We start from the raw sequence: 16,226 nt of genomic DNA, 5'->3' as shown, positions 1-16,226 counted from the left end.
ATGCCATCGCGGCGAAACCTTATTGACCAATAAAATGTTTTTATCGTGAGCCACTTACTAAACGAGGGAATATGACACGCTACACTTTACTCTTATTGATAACGCTGATCGGGCTAAGCGCCGCTGCCAACGACGACAGCAGAGCCGGACAGGAGAATTGTCTGGAATGTTGCATACCGCCTGTCGCGTTGCGCACCAACCTTGTCTCCGACATCGCGCTTATCCCCAACATAGGCGCGACAATACCTATTGCCGGAAGATGGGCCGCCGACCTGTCATGGAGTTACGCGTGGTGGTCAAACAACGCCCGTCACCGCTACTGGCGCACATATGGCGGACACGCCGAGATACGTGCCTATCTCGGCAACCGTGACGGCAAAAACAAGATGGAGGGACATCACATAGGCATCTACGGACAGATTGCCACCTACGACTTCGAGTTTGGCAACAAAGGCTATATGGGTCCGCGCTGGAGCGCCGGCGGCGGCATAGCCTACGGCTACACGCTGCCCGTCACCGGAAGACTGTCGCTCGACTTCACCATCGGCATAGGCTATCTGGGCGGAAAGCAATACCGCTACTACCCGTTGTGTGACCGCTATGTGTGGTCATCGACACGCGACATAAATTATGTGGGACCCACTCGTCTGGAGATTTCCCTTTGCTGGCTTATAGGGAAAGGCAACATCAACCCGTCAAAAATCAAATACAGATGAAGCCGCTATGCCACATATTATCCCTGTTTCTGCTGATTGCCGCCTCTTCATGTGAACACAAACCGCTGTGGCTTCCTGAATCGCCGATAGAGACGACAGAGATACAATATGACTGGTCACGGTGTAGCGGCGACCTGCCTTCCGCCATGTCACTATACATGTATCCTCTTGGCACGGATGAACATCCCTGGCTTTTCAATCTCAGTAAAAACGGGGGAATAATAAATGTGCCGCAGGACATATATCGCGCAATCACCTATAACAATAACACTGACGGCATATTGTTTCGCAACACTGACGACTATGAGCTGTTTGAAATCTATACCCGTCGCGGCAGGCTGCTTGACGGCGCCCAAACCCCTTATACAGGGGCTCTTCCTCCACTTGTCATCACAGAGCCGGTGGTAATCACTCCCGACATGATGTGGACCACGGCTACCGACGTTGAAATAACCGGCGGCTTAGTCACGCTTGTGCCTGAACAGCTCACGCCACGCTATACGTTTAACGTGACCGGAGTCAGAAATTCCGATGGTGTCAGCGACTTATGCGCCACTCTCAGCGGAAACACAGGCGGCATCTACCTCAACAACCTTACACCCGCGGAATATCCCGTCACCCTACCGTCACAAGCGACCATAAAGGAAGGCAAAGCCATAACAGGCTCGCTGATTACATTTGGCATCCCCGCCAATCCTGTCGCTGCCAATATACTTACACTCTATTTCTGGCTTAAAGACGGGAGCAAATACTATTGCACCTTTGACGTGACTTCACAGATAAGAGAGGCGCCCGACCCGCTGAATGTGACAATAAACATCGACGGTCTTGACCTGCCGGAAATAAGCCTGCCTCCCGACGCCCCGGCAGGAGGAGGCATAGGGGTGGATGTAGACTCATGGCACACGATTGACATTGAACTTAAACCATTTGAGTAATGTTATCAACTCAGATGACACACTAACATAAAACACGTCCATCATGAACACAAAATCTATCTTAGCACTGCTACCCGCAGTCTGCCTATTAGCCGGATGTTCAAATGACACACAATCAAATGCACCATCTGATTTACAGTCCATCCAATTTTCAGTCAATGTGCCCAATGCCCCACGCGTCCCGACAACGACAGAAACCATCAAGACATTTAACACATGGGCTTTTGCCGACGGCAAGCCTTACATGTCAAACGTCGAGGTGGTAAAGGGCGAAAACGGTCTATGGGGGTACTCTCCTACCGCCTACTGGCCTGTGGATGAATCGTTGAACTTCTATTCTTACAGCCCCGCGCTCGAAACGACCAAACCCGTAACAGCCGACTCTCCCGACATCGCCGACTACATGTCGCCGGGTGACGTCGACCTCCTCTACGGCGTGAACATGGATGTAAACGGAAAGACCGACAAGCAGGTACACATCAATTTCCGGCATGCGCTATCCCAGATAAGGTTCTTTATCAGGAAGCAGCCGGCATCAATATCCAACCGGGCAATAGATGTCAAAATCAGTGAGCTGAAAGTAGTCAACGTTGCCACGACAGGCTCATTCAACTTCCCGAAAGAGACCACATCATCGACTTCGACAGCCAAGGGTGAATGGGTGACCACAACCGACAATGGCGAAATCGCGGTCTATGCCAACGCAACCGCCGACCTCGGTGACGAATATGCCGAATACCGCAATACCGGAAACATATTTGCCATTCCGCAGACATTGACCGAGACAGAAGCTACAGCAGCCACATATTCCGGCTCTTACATACGCGTGCTCTGCAAAATAACCGACCCGGCTACAGGCGTCACCTTATGGCCGTCGGCAAGCGACCCCAACTATGTCAATGACCTGAACGGCGGATATATCGTATTTCCTCTCGTAAATGACTCAAACAACAACTGGGAACTCGGAAATGCCTACCGATATAACCTGACAATAGGAATCCCGTCATCTACCGACCGCATCAACTTTGACGTGACAGTCGATGAGTATCAGGACTTCAACGACATTCCTGTAGAGAATTAGTCTTCACGGCAATGAGGGGCAGCGTGTTTCTCATATTATCACTCACAGCAGTCAGCTTCGGATGTTCATCGCCCGAGGCTGACTGCCCTATGCAGGAGAAGATAGCCTTTGAAGGGGTAGCCTCTCACCGCAATACCCCGACGACGACTGAAACAATAGATGAATTTTCAGTAACAGCCTACTACCCCGACGGTCATGGCTTCACCACCCTTCTCGACTCGGTGACGGTAAGGCGCACCGGACCAAACAAATGGAGCTACTCCCCGGCGGTAGACTGGCCTGACGCTCCGGTCAATTTCCTTGCCGTAAGCCCGGCTGACAACAAGATAAACATAAACTACTGGTGGCGAAACGTGATTCAGGACTATATATGCACCGGAGCGGAGGACCTGCTTGTCGCAACGCGGTTTGACGCTCACCAAGGGGAGGGTAATATAAAACTTAACTTCCGCCACACACTTGCCCAGGTGCATGTCAACCTGTTTACTGCAAACGACGATATGGACATAACCGTCCACAAGGTGTACTTGAAAGACATCGCCTCTCAAGGCAACTACTATCTGCCATCGGAAACCACCTCTCCCCTGGAGCCCGACGGCTCGTCGCAGGTCAACGGCGAATGGAACACGTTCAACAAGTCGTCAGTGACCTATACGCTATACAAGACAGAAAGAGACACACTCCTTACCACCCGACCTATACACCTCACCGGCGAGAGATGCTTCTTCCTGCCCGGCGAACTTGACCCTCTGCAATACTCCGGATATTACCACGGCTCACGAATAGAGGTGTTGTATCAGGTACACGACAGGCAAAGCGGAGAGTTGCTGTGACCATCGGCTCAGACACCACAGCAAGACCTCGACTGGGAGGAACAGCAATATGCCGTTGCACGATATTCTCTCATCGATGGTCTTGACGGCAACAGCTGGCATCAGGGATGGAGCTACAATTATACAGCAGAACTCATCCCGGGCAACTCACCGGCAATAAAGCAGTCGACAGGAATGAAAGTCGAAATAAACTAACGGCTTACAAGTGACTTGCCTTTGGCTATAGCCTCCTGATTAAGCGGGATAAGATGATGGTGACGCTCCGGAAGCGTCTTCTTCAGACCGCGGATAACGGCATCCATCGGGACAAGGTCACGCAACCCGAGCAAAGCGCCCAACACAATCATATTGTAAATCTTCACATTACCCATCTCAAGTGATGCGTCCATCGCCTTTACCTCATGGACCGTTATATCCTTACGGTGGGGTGCGCGATGAATGCCGTAGGAGTCATATATCAACATGCCTCCGGGCTTGATTTTGTCTTCAAACTTGTCGAGACTCTGCTGGTTAAGCACTACAGCCACATCATAACTGTCAAGTACGGGCGAACTGACAGGCGTGTCGCTCAATATCACGGTGACATTGGCTGTGCCGCCACGCTGCTCCGGACCGTAGGCAGGCATCCATGTCACTTCAAGGTCATTCATAAGCGCCGCATAAGCAAGTATCTTGCCCATAGAGAGCACGCCCTGTCCGCCGAATCCGGCTATAATGATTTCTTCTTTCATTGCTTGACTGTGTTTTTAAGATCACCCAGAGGATAATGGGCAAACATGTTTTCTTCCATCCATTTGTTGGACTGCTCAGGCGACATCTTCCACCCTGAACTACAGGTGCTGACTACTTCCACCACCGATGTGCCACGTCCTTCCATAGAGTTTTTAAACGCCTGCTTGAGCGCCGCCTTAGCCTTACGCACACTCGCGGGGGTGTGGACTGCCTGGCGGGTCACGTAGCATGTACCGTCAAGCATGGCAAATATAGGGCCTATCTTGAGAGGATAGCCGTTAAGGTCGACGCGGCGTCCGTAGGGGGTGGTAGAGGTCTTCATGCCCTCAAGGGTAGTAGGCGCCATCTGACCGCCTGTCATGCCGTAGATACCGTTGTTGATAAATATTATGACGATATTTTCGCCACGGTTTGCCGCGTGTATGGACTCGCATGTACCGATTGCGGCGAGGTCGCCGTCGCCCTGATAGGTAAACACCATCTTGTCGGGCTGTAGACGCTTTACCGCCGTGGCTATTGCCGGAGCCCTTCCGTGGGCAGCCTCGATCCAGTCTATATCTATGTAATTATAGGCAAACACCGCGCAGCCTACCGGAGCGATGCCTATGGTCTTGTCCTCAAGACCAAGCTCCTCGACCACTTCGGCGACCAGCTTGTGAACAACACCATGACTGCATCCGGGACAATAGTGCATCGTATTTTCGGTCATCAGCCTCGGGCGTGAATAAACCTTGTTTTCAGGCTTTATAATATCTTTAATATCCATTGTCGTCATTTATAGCTGTTATACAATCAGGAGTTGGCTTCAGGAAAATGATTGAAAAACGCATCAAGTACCTCCTGAGGATTAGGCACGATGCCGCCGAGTCTTCCGAAGTGATATACCGGAATATTGTCATGACAGGCAAGACGCACGTCCTCAATCATCTGACCGGCGTTAATCTCAACCACAAGTATGCCTTTCATCCGGGATGACAGACGCTCGATCTCCTCTGTCGGGAAAGGCCACAGGGTTATAGGACGGAGCAACCCTATCTTTACGCCATTTTCACGCGCCACCTCCACTGCTTTCTGACATATACGGGCGATGGATCCGAAAGCAACGATAAGATAATCGGCATCTTCGATATCGTAAGTCTGGAAGCGCACCTCATTCTCTTCTATCAGGCGGTATTTTTCCTGCAGGCGGTTGTTGATGACCTCCATTGCGGCGGGTTCAAGCTCAAGAGTGGTCATCACGTTACGCCCTCTTCCTGCCGGCTTGCCTGTAACAGCCCAGGGACATTGCTCGGCAATCTCGCTGTCGCTGCGACGCTTACGCTGCTCGGGAAGGACAACCTTTTCCATCATCTGACCGACGATTCCGTCGGCAAGTATTATCGACGGGGTGCGGTATTTAAACGCAAGGTCAAAGCCAAGCCCTACGAAGTCAGCCATCTCCTGCACCGACGACGGCGCCAGGGTTATAAGACGGTAGTCGCCATGTCCTCCACCTTTTGTAGCCTGGAAATAATCGGCTTGCGACGGCTGGATGGTGCCGAGACCGGGACCTCCGCGCATCACATTGATAATCAATGCCGGTAATTCTCCTGCGGCGATATAGCTTATGCCCTCCTGCTTCAGGCTGACACCGGGCGATGACGATGACGTGAACACAGCTTTTCCACAAGCCGCGCCTCCATAGACCATATTTATTGCGGCGACTTCACTTTCAGCCTGCAATACGACCATGCCGGTGGTCTCCCAGGGCATCAGTTCTTCAAGGGTCTCAAGGATTTCGCTTTGAGGCGTAATCGGATAGCCGAAATATCCATCGGCGCCATATCGGATAGCGGCATGGGCTATAGCCTCATTGCCTTTCATCAATCTTACTTCTTCTTTCATAACACTAATTGACTTGTGATTTACTTTTCCACCACCCGGTAGACCTCAATACAGGCGTCGGGACACACTACGGCGCAACTTGCACAACCGATGCATGCCTCGGGCTTATCTGTATATGCGAAATGATAACCCCTGTCGTTGACCTCCTTGGGCTGGAGGGCAAGTACTCCGGTGGGACAGGCGACCACACAAAGGTCACACCCCTTACACCGCTCTTCGTTTATTATTACTGCGCCTTGGACTTTTGCCATGTTGAGAATGTGTTAGTTATTGTAAAACTCATGGCAAATATAATAAAAGATTTGCTTCGACAACACATTTTAACACAACCTTAACCTATGGCACACTCGACGCAAAAATGTGCTATATAACATATTTTTGAGCAAAAATGCAACCGGCAGCCACCCTGCCGCTATCAAAAGCGAAGCAATATGACCGCCGGAAGCCGACAATTATCACCCAAATTATCAATACACGATTAATTTCATAGTTTGCTTATTGTCTCCCGACTTCACGATATACACTCCCTTGTCAAGCGAGCCGGTGAAAATACGGTCGGCGACATCAGTCACGGCAGCGATACGACGGCCCTGCATGTCATAGACTCCGGCACCCGCCACTTTTACGCCGAGGTTCACATAACTGCCGTCGTAGGTCACTGCAACGGGCGCGACGCCCGGCTGATTGATCGAGACAGTTGGAGACGTGACATTGACGCGATACACCCCGAGCGCACCGTTGCCAAGGAACAACACCAGAATGCCACCGGTGTTTTCACTGTCGTCAGGGATATATTTAGCGTCAAGACCTTGCATGTCATTGGTAGAAAACCCTTTGGAATCACCCGGACACCAGAGTATCTTATGAGTGTCGAAGCCAGCAGTCAAAGACGGTGTAGACACAATCCTCGCAGCCGTCGCCTCGGGATTGCCGGCAGCGTGTATGCCATAGACAAGCAGCTGCTTGCCGGCGATGATAGGCATTGCGAGTCCACTGGCCTGCGGCTCAGCCTCCTCGGGAAGCATCGCCTCGTCAGTGTAACTGCTCAGCAACTCGGCTTCCGCCTTTACATTAAAACGGTAAAGAGCCGGGAAAATCAATTCGCCATACATGCTGCAGCCACACACATAAAAACAATCGTCACCTACAGGATATAACTTGACGCGGAATGACGCTTTTGTCGGTGACACGGTTTTAGGCAGGATGCTCCACTCCTCAGTCGCAACACCGCCTCTTACCTTCCATCTTACGACATGCCAGTCGGTATAATCCATATTATCCATATCACTTTCGTTGTCGGAATAACCCCATATTTCATAATCACCGCTTAGTATGCTTCCTTTAACGGCAAATAATTCGGGCATATCACCTTTCTTTCTCTCCAGTGATATTGCCTCGCGTGCCACTACAGAGGTAGTCTCAGGCGTAACGTCGGAAAGGTCAACCGTATACATGGTCATTCTCTTCGGACTGATGGCTACCTGATATGTCGTGAAATAAAGCGTCCCGTCACTGTCAACATGAATCCTCGGCATCACAAGAGCATCAGGATAAGCATTTCCGCCCGGAGCATACACGCGGAGCATCGGCAACTCCTCGCCGGTCGCAAGGTCATAACGTAACAGCCACACACGTGTAGGGTCGCTTGCCCAACCCGCCGACATAAAGCTGCCCCTGCACAGGTATATGACACCATCTTTTACATATACGCCATGGTTATACACAATCGTACGCTTATTGTCAAGACCCGGAAGGTCGACACCCGGGTAAGGGTGATTGCCAAGCACACTTGACCGGAGCCACACCGACGACAGCTCAAGCCTGGTACCGTCGTCAAACTCCGCCGGTTCAAACTCCGTATCGTCGGCTTGCATATTGTATTTAGTGGGCTCGCCTGTCATATGCAGCGTCTGCATGTCGGTCTCTCCGGGATATATCCACTTTGAACCATCTTTATCCGCTGAATAAATACATATGCGCCAATAGTAATCGCCCTCCGGCAGCGCAGAATCGGAAAAAGTCCGTGTCCTCACTTCCCCTGCGTTAAGTTCGGCAGGGGAGATTTTCATGCTTCTAACTCTGCCAAAGTCCTCATATACCGACATTTCAAGATATGTCGTCTTGCCGGCATACGCCTTATCAAGATTAATTTTTATAGTATATTTACCTTCTTTATGAGTTGCCGTCACGTAATTGACGGCATGGGCACACAAGCCCGCAAATACCATGACCAACGCTACTACTAAGTTCTTTTTCATACGAGAAATGTTATTTTGGTTATTATTAAATGTGTTTCAGCAAGATACTTGATTTGGTTTGCGCTCAAATGTAATCAAACTTATCACATAAAACAAATTATCATACAATTATTTTTCAATAATTACAGCCAAAATCTCATATTCTGCAATTTAAACCCAAATATTTGCACATAAAAGAAAAAGTAATTACCTTTGCCCTCGCAAAAGCCCAGATGGCGGAATCGGTAGACGCGCTGGTCTCAAACACCAGTGGAGCAATCCATCCCGGTTCGATCCCGGGTCTGGGTACAGAACTGAGGATTCTCACTACGAGAGTCCTCAGTTTCTTTTTCCATTCCTCTTAACTCATTGGTCTGATCATAGATAAGTTTCAATGCCTTGTTATATGAGTCGGTTCTATATTCTTTCAACAATCATATTCGTTAGATTTTTGCATTCCTCCAAAAAATGAAATAAGAATTTTGTTATTTCATTTTTTTGTTAAAATTTGAGATAACCAAATTTTTATTGTAATTTTGTAGAAAACTAGCGATATGATAAGTTTAGAGACATTTAATGCTGGACACTACGAAGATGGATATGGTTATAAGTACTTTGTACCTAACTATATTAATCAAGATTGGACATGGAACAATTCTACAATCAACCATTTATTAGAGAAAGCAGCTTTAAAATTAGGCGAGCTAAATTCGTTTTCCAAACTTGTTCCAAATATAGATTTATTCATACAGCTACATGTAACTAAAGAAGCTGTTGTTTCAAGCCGCATTGAAGGCACTCAAACAAGGATGGATGAAGCGCTACTTCCTGAAGCAGAAATCAAGTTTGAAAGAAGAGATGATTGGAAAGAAGTTCAAAACTATATAAAAGCAATAAATGAAGCTATCAAAAGTTTGGAGACGCTCCCCATTTCAAGCAGACTAATTCGTAATACTCATAAACTATTGTTAGATAGCGTTCGTGGTGAACACAAACTTCCTGGAGAGTTCCGAACAAGTCAGAATTGGATTGGTGGTAAATCTCTTGCTGACGCTAAGTTTATCCCCCCCACTCATCAACTCATTGGAGAACTAATGGGAGATCTTGAGAAATTCCTTAACAATAATCAAATTCATCTCCCTTCTTTGTTGAAAATAGCTATAGCTCATTATCAATTTGAAACTATACACCCATTTTTAGATGGCAACGGACGTATCGGCCGTTTATTGATTACCTTGTTTCTTGTCAAAGAAAAAGTTTTGGATATGCCATTGCTTTACCTTTCTACATTTTTCGAGAATCCAAAAGATCTTTATTATGACAATCTCTCTTCTATTCGCACAAAAAATGATATGACGCAGTGGATAAAATACTTCCTTGTGGGTATTGAACAAACCGCGACTAAAGCAGTCGAAACATTGTCCTCAATATTGCGATTTAAGAGCGATGCAGAGGATTTAATACGATTCTCTTACCGTAGTCGCTCTACTAATGCTATTAGATTGCTTCATAGGCTTATGAAAAATCCCTATATAACTATTGACGATGCCGCGGCTATTTGTGATATAACATATAATTCGGCAAATACGCTTGTCAAGATGATGACAAAAGATAATTTATTGTTAGAGGTTACAGGTCAAAGCCGAAACCGATTATATGTTTGCAAATCCTATCTATCACTGTTTGACTAAACCATTAATATTAGTTTTACAAATTATAGGTTCGGGCATCCAGTGACGCATTTCCCACAATCGGTCGAGGTCAGCCAAAATTGGTTCTAACACGGCACGGTTGGGGGTACTGAACTGAGGATTCTCATCGCGAGAGTCCTCAGTTTCTTTTCCTGCCATTGCCTAATTAAGCCATCCACAGTCGGCCTCAGTCATCATTTTATCCAAAAGGCTCAGATGATTGCAGCCGCTATTCTTTTATGGAATTAAGGTCGCGGAATAGCTTAATGTATTTTGGATAGTAGTGAACAATGCTGTATATGATGACAATCAAAAGAGCCACAGCCATCGCCCAAAAAGCTACCCGATTGTAATGCCATGCATTAGGAAAAAGAAGAGTGAAGAGGACTACAAAGCCGGCACCGAAGAATATCTCTCCTGACAGTATAAGCAGTTTTATATTTGCAGTCCCGGAGAAGAGTTGACTTGGCGCGAGTGTAGCAATGTTGATGCCCTTTAATTTACGGTACAAATAAATGTACCATATTGCACCGACAGCAAGTAAAGATGACAGGTATATTTTCAGATAGAGAGGAAATGAAAGCGGATTGACGTTACCGATTGCCGCGGCGGCAAAGATAACCGCTAAAATCAGCAACACAGTGAATTCTTGACGGAATTTTTTGAGTAGCTTCGCCTGTGCAGACTGTGCGACAGACAGGTTTATCTTTATATCGGCATTTGTCTTGGCGAGCACCTGCTCAAGCGTTGACATACTTTTTCTGAGTTCGTCGAGTTGCATGTGTTATATCTGTTTTGAGAGTTTTTCTTTAATGCGGTGGATTTTAACTGCAACCGTGTTGCGTTTCAGTCCGAGGGTATCGGCTATTTCATCGTAGGAATATTCATCGAGCCATAGGAGGATTATTGCTTTCTCCATATCTTCAAGTCGGTTAATCAGCGAGCGCAGCGCCTGAAGATTCTCTCGCTGCGTATCGTCAATTTCAGTTGTGCGATCAAGCAGTCCGAAATCAAGCGACACAGTTTCGATTTTTGGTCTTGACGAACGCAATGCCATTAGTGCCGAGTTTACAGCTACCCGATAAATCCATGTTGACATTTTGCTGTCGCCCCGGAATTGGCTTAATCCCAGCCAGATGTTAACATAGATTTCTTGTCGCAGGTCATCAAACGGCAAGCTGTCAGTAGCATAAAAATAGCTGACCTTGTTGATAATTCGGGAGTGCTGCTTCACAAGCGAGGCAAAATCCCTTTCGTTTGTTGGTGGGTCTGTCATACTTCGTTTGTTTTGTTTGCTTTGCCTCGTTAGGTGCATATTTAGCCCCAAAAGTTTCATCGACGCAATTTTTTTTCATCCCGTCAAACAAAGATAATAATAATCAAGCGACTACACATTCAATATCAGGGAATAATACATGCACTCTTACCGTCAGGCATATACCCTTGAGTTGTTGAGTCAAGAATCGTGTATCTACGGGTGGAGGTGTTATGCACGCAAGTCTGGGGGGATGTTTTTTGCATCTGACTTTTGAGGGTTTTATTGATTTTATTTCGTAATTTTACGGTAATAACCCTAATAACCCATAATTACACAAAAAATAGAATCTAAGATGTACAGACTTTCATCACTTATTCTTGTCACGGCAATTGCTACGGCAAGTGTGACAGCCGCCGTCAACGATTGGGAAAACCCCGCTGTATTTGCAGAGGGCAGGCTTGCACCGAGAGCGACAGCGTTTCCTTATGCAACTACGGCTCAGGCGATAAAAGGCAATCCCGCGTCATCACCCTATTTCATGAGCCTGAACGGGAAATGGGCGTTCAAGTTCTCCCCGAAACCCGCCGACCGCCCCGCCGACTTCTACAAGCCAGGCTATGACCACTCGTCATGGGACTCGATTCCCGTACCCTCCAACTGGGAAATGCAAGGTTACGGCACTCCCATATATACAAATGTCGCATATCCATTTCCCAAAGACATCCCCAATATACCCCACGACGACAATCCGGTAGGCAGCTATACGCGCACCTTCACTCTCCCCTCGTCATGGAAAGGGAGAGAGGTGTTCCTGCACTTTGACGGTTCCACCGCAGGCATGTATGTATGGGTAAACGGACAAAAAGCCGGATATGTGCAGAGCACGAAGAATCCGGCAGAATTTGACATCACTCCTTATCTTATCCCCGGCGAAAACAGGATTTCATGTGAGGTGTACCGCTGGACCGACGGCTCCTATCTTGAGGACCAGGATTTCTGGCGCCTGTCGGGCATCGACCGCGACGTGTACCTATACTCCACGGCTCCGCAGCGCATTCTTGACTTCTTTGCCGATGCCGGTCTTGACGGCACCTACCGCGACGGCAGGCTCAATCTCGAAGTAGAGCTGAGCAACCTCGCCGACACCCCTGTCCCGGCAGTCATCGAGGCATCTATCTATGACAAAGCGGGCAAGAAAATAAAATCCATCTCGCGCTCCGCGTCGCTCCCCGCCCACGAGACCATTCCGGTCAACATGGATGCCACGATAAAAAATGTCAATAAATGGAGCGGCGAGACGCCCTATCTTTACACTCTCTTGCTTACACTCTCCGACAGTGACGGCAAGCTTATCGAAGCCACTTCGGCACGCATCGGATTCCGCAAAGTGGAGATTATCGAAAGTAAGCTCACTATCAACGGAAAGCCCATTGAGGTTCATGGAGTAAATCTCCACGAGCACAACGAGACTACCGGACACGTCGTCGACCGCGAAACCATGATGAAGGACATCGCCACTATGAAGCGCCACAATATAAACGCGGTGCGCACAAGCCATTACCCGCAGTCCCCGCTATGGTATGACCTCTGCGACGAATATGGCATATACCTCGTCGACGAGGCAAACATCGAAGCCCATGGAATGGGAGCCGCGCTGCAGGGATGGTATGATCCCGTCAATCATCCCGCCCACGAACCTCTGTGGCAACCGGCAATAATCGACCGTCAGAAACTGCTCGTAGAGCGCGACAAGAATCATCCCAGCGTGATTATCTGGTCAATGGGCAACGAATGTGGCAACGGAGAAAACTTCATCGCTGCCTACAACTGGATAAAATCACGTGACAACAGCCGCCCCGTGCAGTTTGAGCAAGCCGGAGAGACCTCCAACACCGATATTGTGTGTCCGATGTATCCGTCAATCGACTACATGAACGACTACGCCCGCCGCGACAATCCCGGACGCCCCTACATAATGTGTGAGTACGCCCACGCAATGGGCAATTCAACCGGCAACTTTCAGGAATATTTCGACATAATACGCTCATCGCCCCACATGCAGGGCGGCTTCATCTGGGACTGGGTTGACCAGGGGCTTCTCACAAAAGACGAAAACGGCGACTCTTACTGGGCTTATGGCGGCGACTTCGGTGCATACAACTATACCCACGATGAAAATTTCTGCATCAACGGACTCGTACAGCCCGACCGCACACCTCACCCCGGACTTATGGAGGTCAAGAAAGTGTATCAGGACATCCGTTTCTCCCCTGCCGACGCGGCAAACGGAGAGTTTAACGTCGAAAACCACTTCCTATACCGCGACCTCGGAGATTACGACTTCCGGTGGCAACTCCTGAAAAACGGCGAGCCCGTGGCTTCAGGCGACATCCCCGTAAGCCTTCCTGCCGGAAAGAGCAAAAAAGTAAAGATAAAAGGATTTCCGGCACTCGACACGGAGGATGGCAACGAGTATCACCTCTCGGTCTACACATTCACCCGTAACGCCGACGACATTCTACCCGCCGGCCACGAAGTGGCAAGGGAGCAGTTTGTCATCAAGTCAAATAATGTATTTGACATAAAGGACAACGGAGGCACCCCCGCCCAAGTGAAAGAAGAAAACGGCAACTGGGTATTTGACTGCACCAACGACACAAGAATCATAATTGACAAGCGCTCCGGAGAGCTGCGAAGCTATTCAATCGGCGGACGTCAGCTGATTGCCGGCACTCCCCGTCCGTCATTCTGGCGTGCCCCCACCGACAACGACAGAGGCAGCGGCGAACATATCAGACTAAACGCATGGAGATGTGCAGCCGACAACAAAAAGGTGAAAGAAGTGACATTCTCCCCCAACAATCCTCTACCGACAGTGACTTCACGCTACCGGCTTCCCGATGTAAATGCCGACTATACCGTGATATACACGGTAATGCCTGACGGAAGGCTCGCCGTGACCGCCTCCCTGGACTGCTCCGACGACACCCCGGAGCTGATGCGCTTCGGTATGCAGATACCCGCGCCACGCTCTATGGACACGCTGACCTGGTATGGACGCGGCCCGTGGGAAAACTATTCCGACCGCAATACGTCATCATTCATGGGTGTCTGGAAAAGCGATGTCGACAGCCTTTTCTATCCCTATATTTTCCCGCAAGAGACAGGCAACCACACTGACGTGCGCTGGGCAACACTCACCGGTCCCTCGGGCTTCGGCATCAAAGTGTCGGGCACACAGCCCCTCAATGTGAGCGCGCTCGACGTGACCCCCGCCGACATTGACCCGGGAGTGAAGAAGCATCAGATGCACAACAGCGATGTGCGCCACTCCCGCCACAACGTATGGCTTAACGTCGACCTCGCGCAACGCGGATTGGGCGGTGACAACAGCTGGGGAGCAAAGCCCCACCGGCAATACAGGCTACCCGCCGGTAAATACACCTACACATTCGTCATCGAACCGGCGAAATAAGACATTACCCCTAAGACCCCTTCCCATAAAAGGGCAGAAGCCATCGACAAGGCTATCTGCCCTTTGCTTTTTTTTCTACTTAAACACAATCCCGACAAGACACTATGAAACAAGCACATAGCAAAAGCGGCAGAAAAAAATCAAAACGCCAATTAGCAAAAATATGTTAAAAACAGCATTTTTATTGAACTTAATTCCGCCTTGTCTGTTATGCAGAAAAAGTGAATGTTAGTTTAGAAAATTTAGCAACGATTAATTCATCTACATTATGGTAAAAGGGCTCCTTATAGCAAGTGTTTCAATCGCGATGATGACAGCTTGCACAGTTGACGAAGGATTCGACACCCCTGAAGCACCAAATGAAATAACTTTTGACGTGACAGCCGACAATGCGTCACGTCAGGCGACAGCCCCCAGCTACGACAACATAACCGAGTTCACCATCTCGGCTCGCCATAACGGCTCACTTTTCATCAATGAAGAATCGGTCGCAATATCTACCGGAAAATGGACAAGCCGCGGAAAGAACCATTTCTGGCCTGCCGACAACGGCGATGTAGACTTTTTCGCTTACAAATATGACGAACCCGCCGGCAACGCCATCTCACCCGTGCTTGACATCGAGCAGGACTGCGCCCGCCTGTGCATGTTTGCCGTGCCTACAGAAGCAAAATCCCAGACCACCCTGCAATATGCGACAAGCATGCACCGCACCGCCGAGGACGGAAGTGTGCCCGTCTCATTCAGCCACGCGCTATCGGAGATTGCGTTTAACGCACTAAATTCAAGCGACGAACTTCATGTAGAAATCAGCGGAGTCACCATCAGCCATGTCCACATGCACGGCGACTTCATATTCCCCGCCGGACGCCGACAGGCATCATGGGATGTCAGCGCAAGCTCGCCTATGAAATCGACAGCCTCTTTCCCTGCAAAAACAATCATGAGCCACGAAGAAAGCATTGGCGAAGAAGCAGTTATGCACCTCATCCCGCAGTCGCAGGACAACGCCACCGAAGCTGCCGGCTATACCGACGGCACTTGCATCACATTCCGTTGTGCCGTGTGGCACCTCGCCGACCCGTCTAAAGGCGTACAGCCAACCGACGAAATGCTCATCGGCGAACAAAATCCTGACGGAAGCGTTACTTTCGGCGAACTACACATTCCGGTCAGCATCAACTGGCAACCGGGATGCCGCTACATTTATTCAGTCAACTTCGGTGCCGGAGGCATAAGCGGAATACCCGTTGCCGGAGGCACAATGCTCCCCATCGCATTCTCATCCCACACCGAATCAATGTAACTACACCACCCTTCATCACGCGCAGAAATATTGTAATTGTTTGAGTCCCCGCCACGATTGTTATGATTTTTCATT

General features: G+C 49.0%; 14 protein-coding genes and 1 tRNA gene. 8 read left to right on the top strand and 7 right to left on the bottom strand.

The window, feature by feature from the left end:
* Window positions 1–71 precede the first annotated feature (71 nt).
* The 4 genes from E4T81_RS09125 to E4T81_RS09110 are packed head-to-tail and all read left to right on the top strand — an operon-like array spanning window position 72 to window position 3,568.
* Complete coding sequence (locus E4T81_RS09125; protein WP_135043794.1) at window positions 72–716, top strand: DUF3575 domain-containing protein; 645 nt, start codon at window positions 72–74, stop codon at window positions 714–716.
* Window positions 713–1,654, top strand: a complete 942-nt coding sequence (locus E4T81_RS09120) for a DUF5119 domain-containing protein (protein WP_135043792.1) — start codon at window positions 713–715, stop codon at window positions 1,652–1,654. The genes E4T81_RS09125 and E4T81_RS09120 overlap by 4 nt, the downstream gene beginning before the upstream one ends.
* A gap of 43 nt (window positions 1,655–1,697) precedes the next feature.
* Window positions 1,698–2,735 carry a fimbrillin family protein gene (locus E4T81_RS09115; protein WP_135043790.1) on the top strand — a complete coding sequence of 346 codons (1,038 nt, stop codon included), beginning with the start codon at window positions 1,698–1,700 and terminating at the stop codon, window positions 2,733–2,735.
* An 11-nt stretch (window positions 2,736–2,746) separates the two neighbouring features.
* On the top strand, window positions 2,747–3,568 hold the full coding sequence (locus E4T81_RS09110; protein WP_135043788.1) for a fimbrillin family protein: 822 nt from the start codon (window positions 2,747–2,749) through the stop codon (window positions 3,566–3,568).
* Between the two features lie 191 nt (window positions 3,569–3,759).
* On the opposite strand, the gene E4T81_RS09105 is transcribed toward E4T81_RS09110, so the two are convergent.
* From E4T81_RS09105 to E4T81_RS09085, 5 genes are all read right to left on the bottom strand, one after another.
* Window positions 3,760–4,299, bottom strand: coding sequence for a 2-oxoacid:acceptor oxidoreductase family protein (locus E4T81_RS09105; RefSeq protein WP_135043786.1), 540 nt, complete (start codon window positions 4,297–4,299; stop codon window positions 3,760–3,762).
* On the bottom strand, window positions 4,296–5,066 hold the full coding sequence (locus E4T81_RS09100) for a thiamine pyrophosphate-dependent enzyme (protein WP_135043784.1): 771 nt from the start codon (window positions 5,064–5,066) through the stop codon (window positions 4,296–4,298). The genes E4T81_RS09105 and E4T81_RS09100 overlap by 4 nt, the downstream gene beginning before the upstream one ends.
* Before the next feature lie 26 nt (window positions 5,067–5,092).
* A complete protein-coding gene (locus E4T81_RS09095) occupies window positions 5,093–6,184 on the bottom strand; it encodes a 3-methyl-2-oxobutanoate dehydrogenase subunit VorB (protein ID WP_135043781.1) in 1,092 nt (363 codons plus the stop codon).
* 20 nt (window positions 6,185–6,204) lie between these two features.
* Complete coding sequence (locus E4T81_RS09090; protein WP_135043779.1) at window positions 6,205–6,435, bottom strand: 4Fe-4S binding protein; 231 nt, start codon at window positions 6,433–6,435, stop codon at window positions 6,205–6,207.
* Between the two features lie 216 nt (window positions 6,436–6,651).
* Window positions 6,652–8,442 (bottom strand): T9SS type A sorting domain-containing protein, encoded by a 1,791-nt coding sequence (locus E4T81_RS09085; protein ID WP_135043777.1) that lies wholly within the window; start codon window positions 8,440–8,442, stop codon window positions 6,652–6,654.
* A gap of 206 nt (window positions 8,443–8,648) precedes the next feature.
* Here E4T81_RS09085 and E4T81_RS09080 point away from each other — a divergent pair.
* Together E4T81_RS09080 and E4T81_RS09075 are read left to right on the top strand one after the other, a co-directional pair.
* A tRNA-Leu gene (locus E4T81_RS09080) sits at window positions 8,649–8,730 on the top strand.
* Window positions 8,731–8,975: 245 nt separating this feature from the next.
* Entirely contained in the window at window positions 8,976–10,112 is a 1,137-nt protein-coding gene (locus E4T81_RS09075) for a Fic family protein (protein WP_135043775.1), read from the top strand.
* A 229-nt stretch (window positions 10,113–10,341) separates the two neighbouring features.
* Here E4T81_RS09075 and E4T81_RS09070 read toward each other — a convergent pair whose 3' ends face one another.
* Both E4T81_RS09070 and E4T81_RS09065 read right to left on the bottom strand, forming a co-directional pair.
* On the bottom strand, window positions 10,342–10,893 hold the full coding sequence (locus E4T81_RS09070; protein WP_135043773.1) for a hypothetical protein: 552 nt from the start codon (window positions 10,891–10,893) through the stop codon (window positions 10,342–10,344).
* A 3-nt stretch (window positions 10,894–10,896) separates the two neighbouring features.
* Window positions 10,897–11,388 (bottom strand): RNA polymerase sigma factor, encoded by a 492-nt coding sequence (locus E4T81_RS09065; protein WP_167761813.1) that lies wholly within the window; start codon window positions 11,386–11,388, stop codon window positions 10,897–10,899.
* 334 nt (window positions 11,389–11,722) lie between these two features.
* Between E4T81_RS09065 and E4T81_RS09060 the strand changes: the two genes are divergently transcribed.
* Both E4T81_RS09060 and E4T81_RS09055 read left to right on the top strand, forming a co-directional pair.
* Window positions 11,723–14,845, top strand: coding sequence for a glycoside hydrolase family 2 TIM barrel-domain containing protein (locus E4T81_RS09060; RefSeq protein ID WP_135043767.1), 3,123 nt, complete (start codon window positions 11,723–11,725; stop codon window positions 14,843–14,845).
* Window positions 14,846–15,113: 268 nt separating this feature from the next.
* A complete protein-coding gene (locus tag E4T81_RS09055; protein WP_135043764.1) occupies window positions 15,114–16,151 on the top strand; it encodes a fimbrillin family protein in 1,038 nt (345 codons plus the stop codon).
* Window positions 16,152–16,226: the final 75 nt, after the last annotated feature.

Origin of the sequence: Barnesiella sp. WM24 (assembly GCF_004570975.1) — a bacterium.
Classification (GTDB): domain Bacteria; phylum Bacteroidota; class Bacteroidia; order Bacteroidales; family Muribaculaceae; genus Muribaculum.
This window is presented reverse-complemented; position numbering and strand designations above follow the sequence as displayed.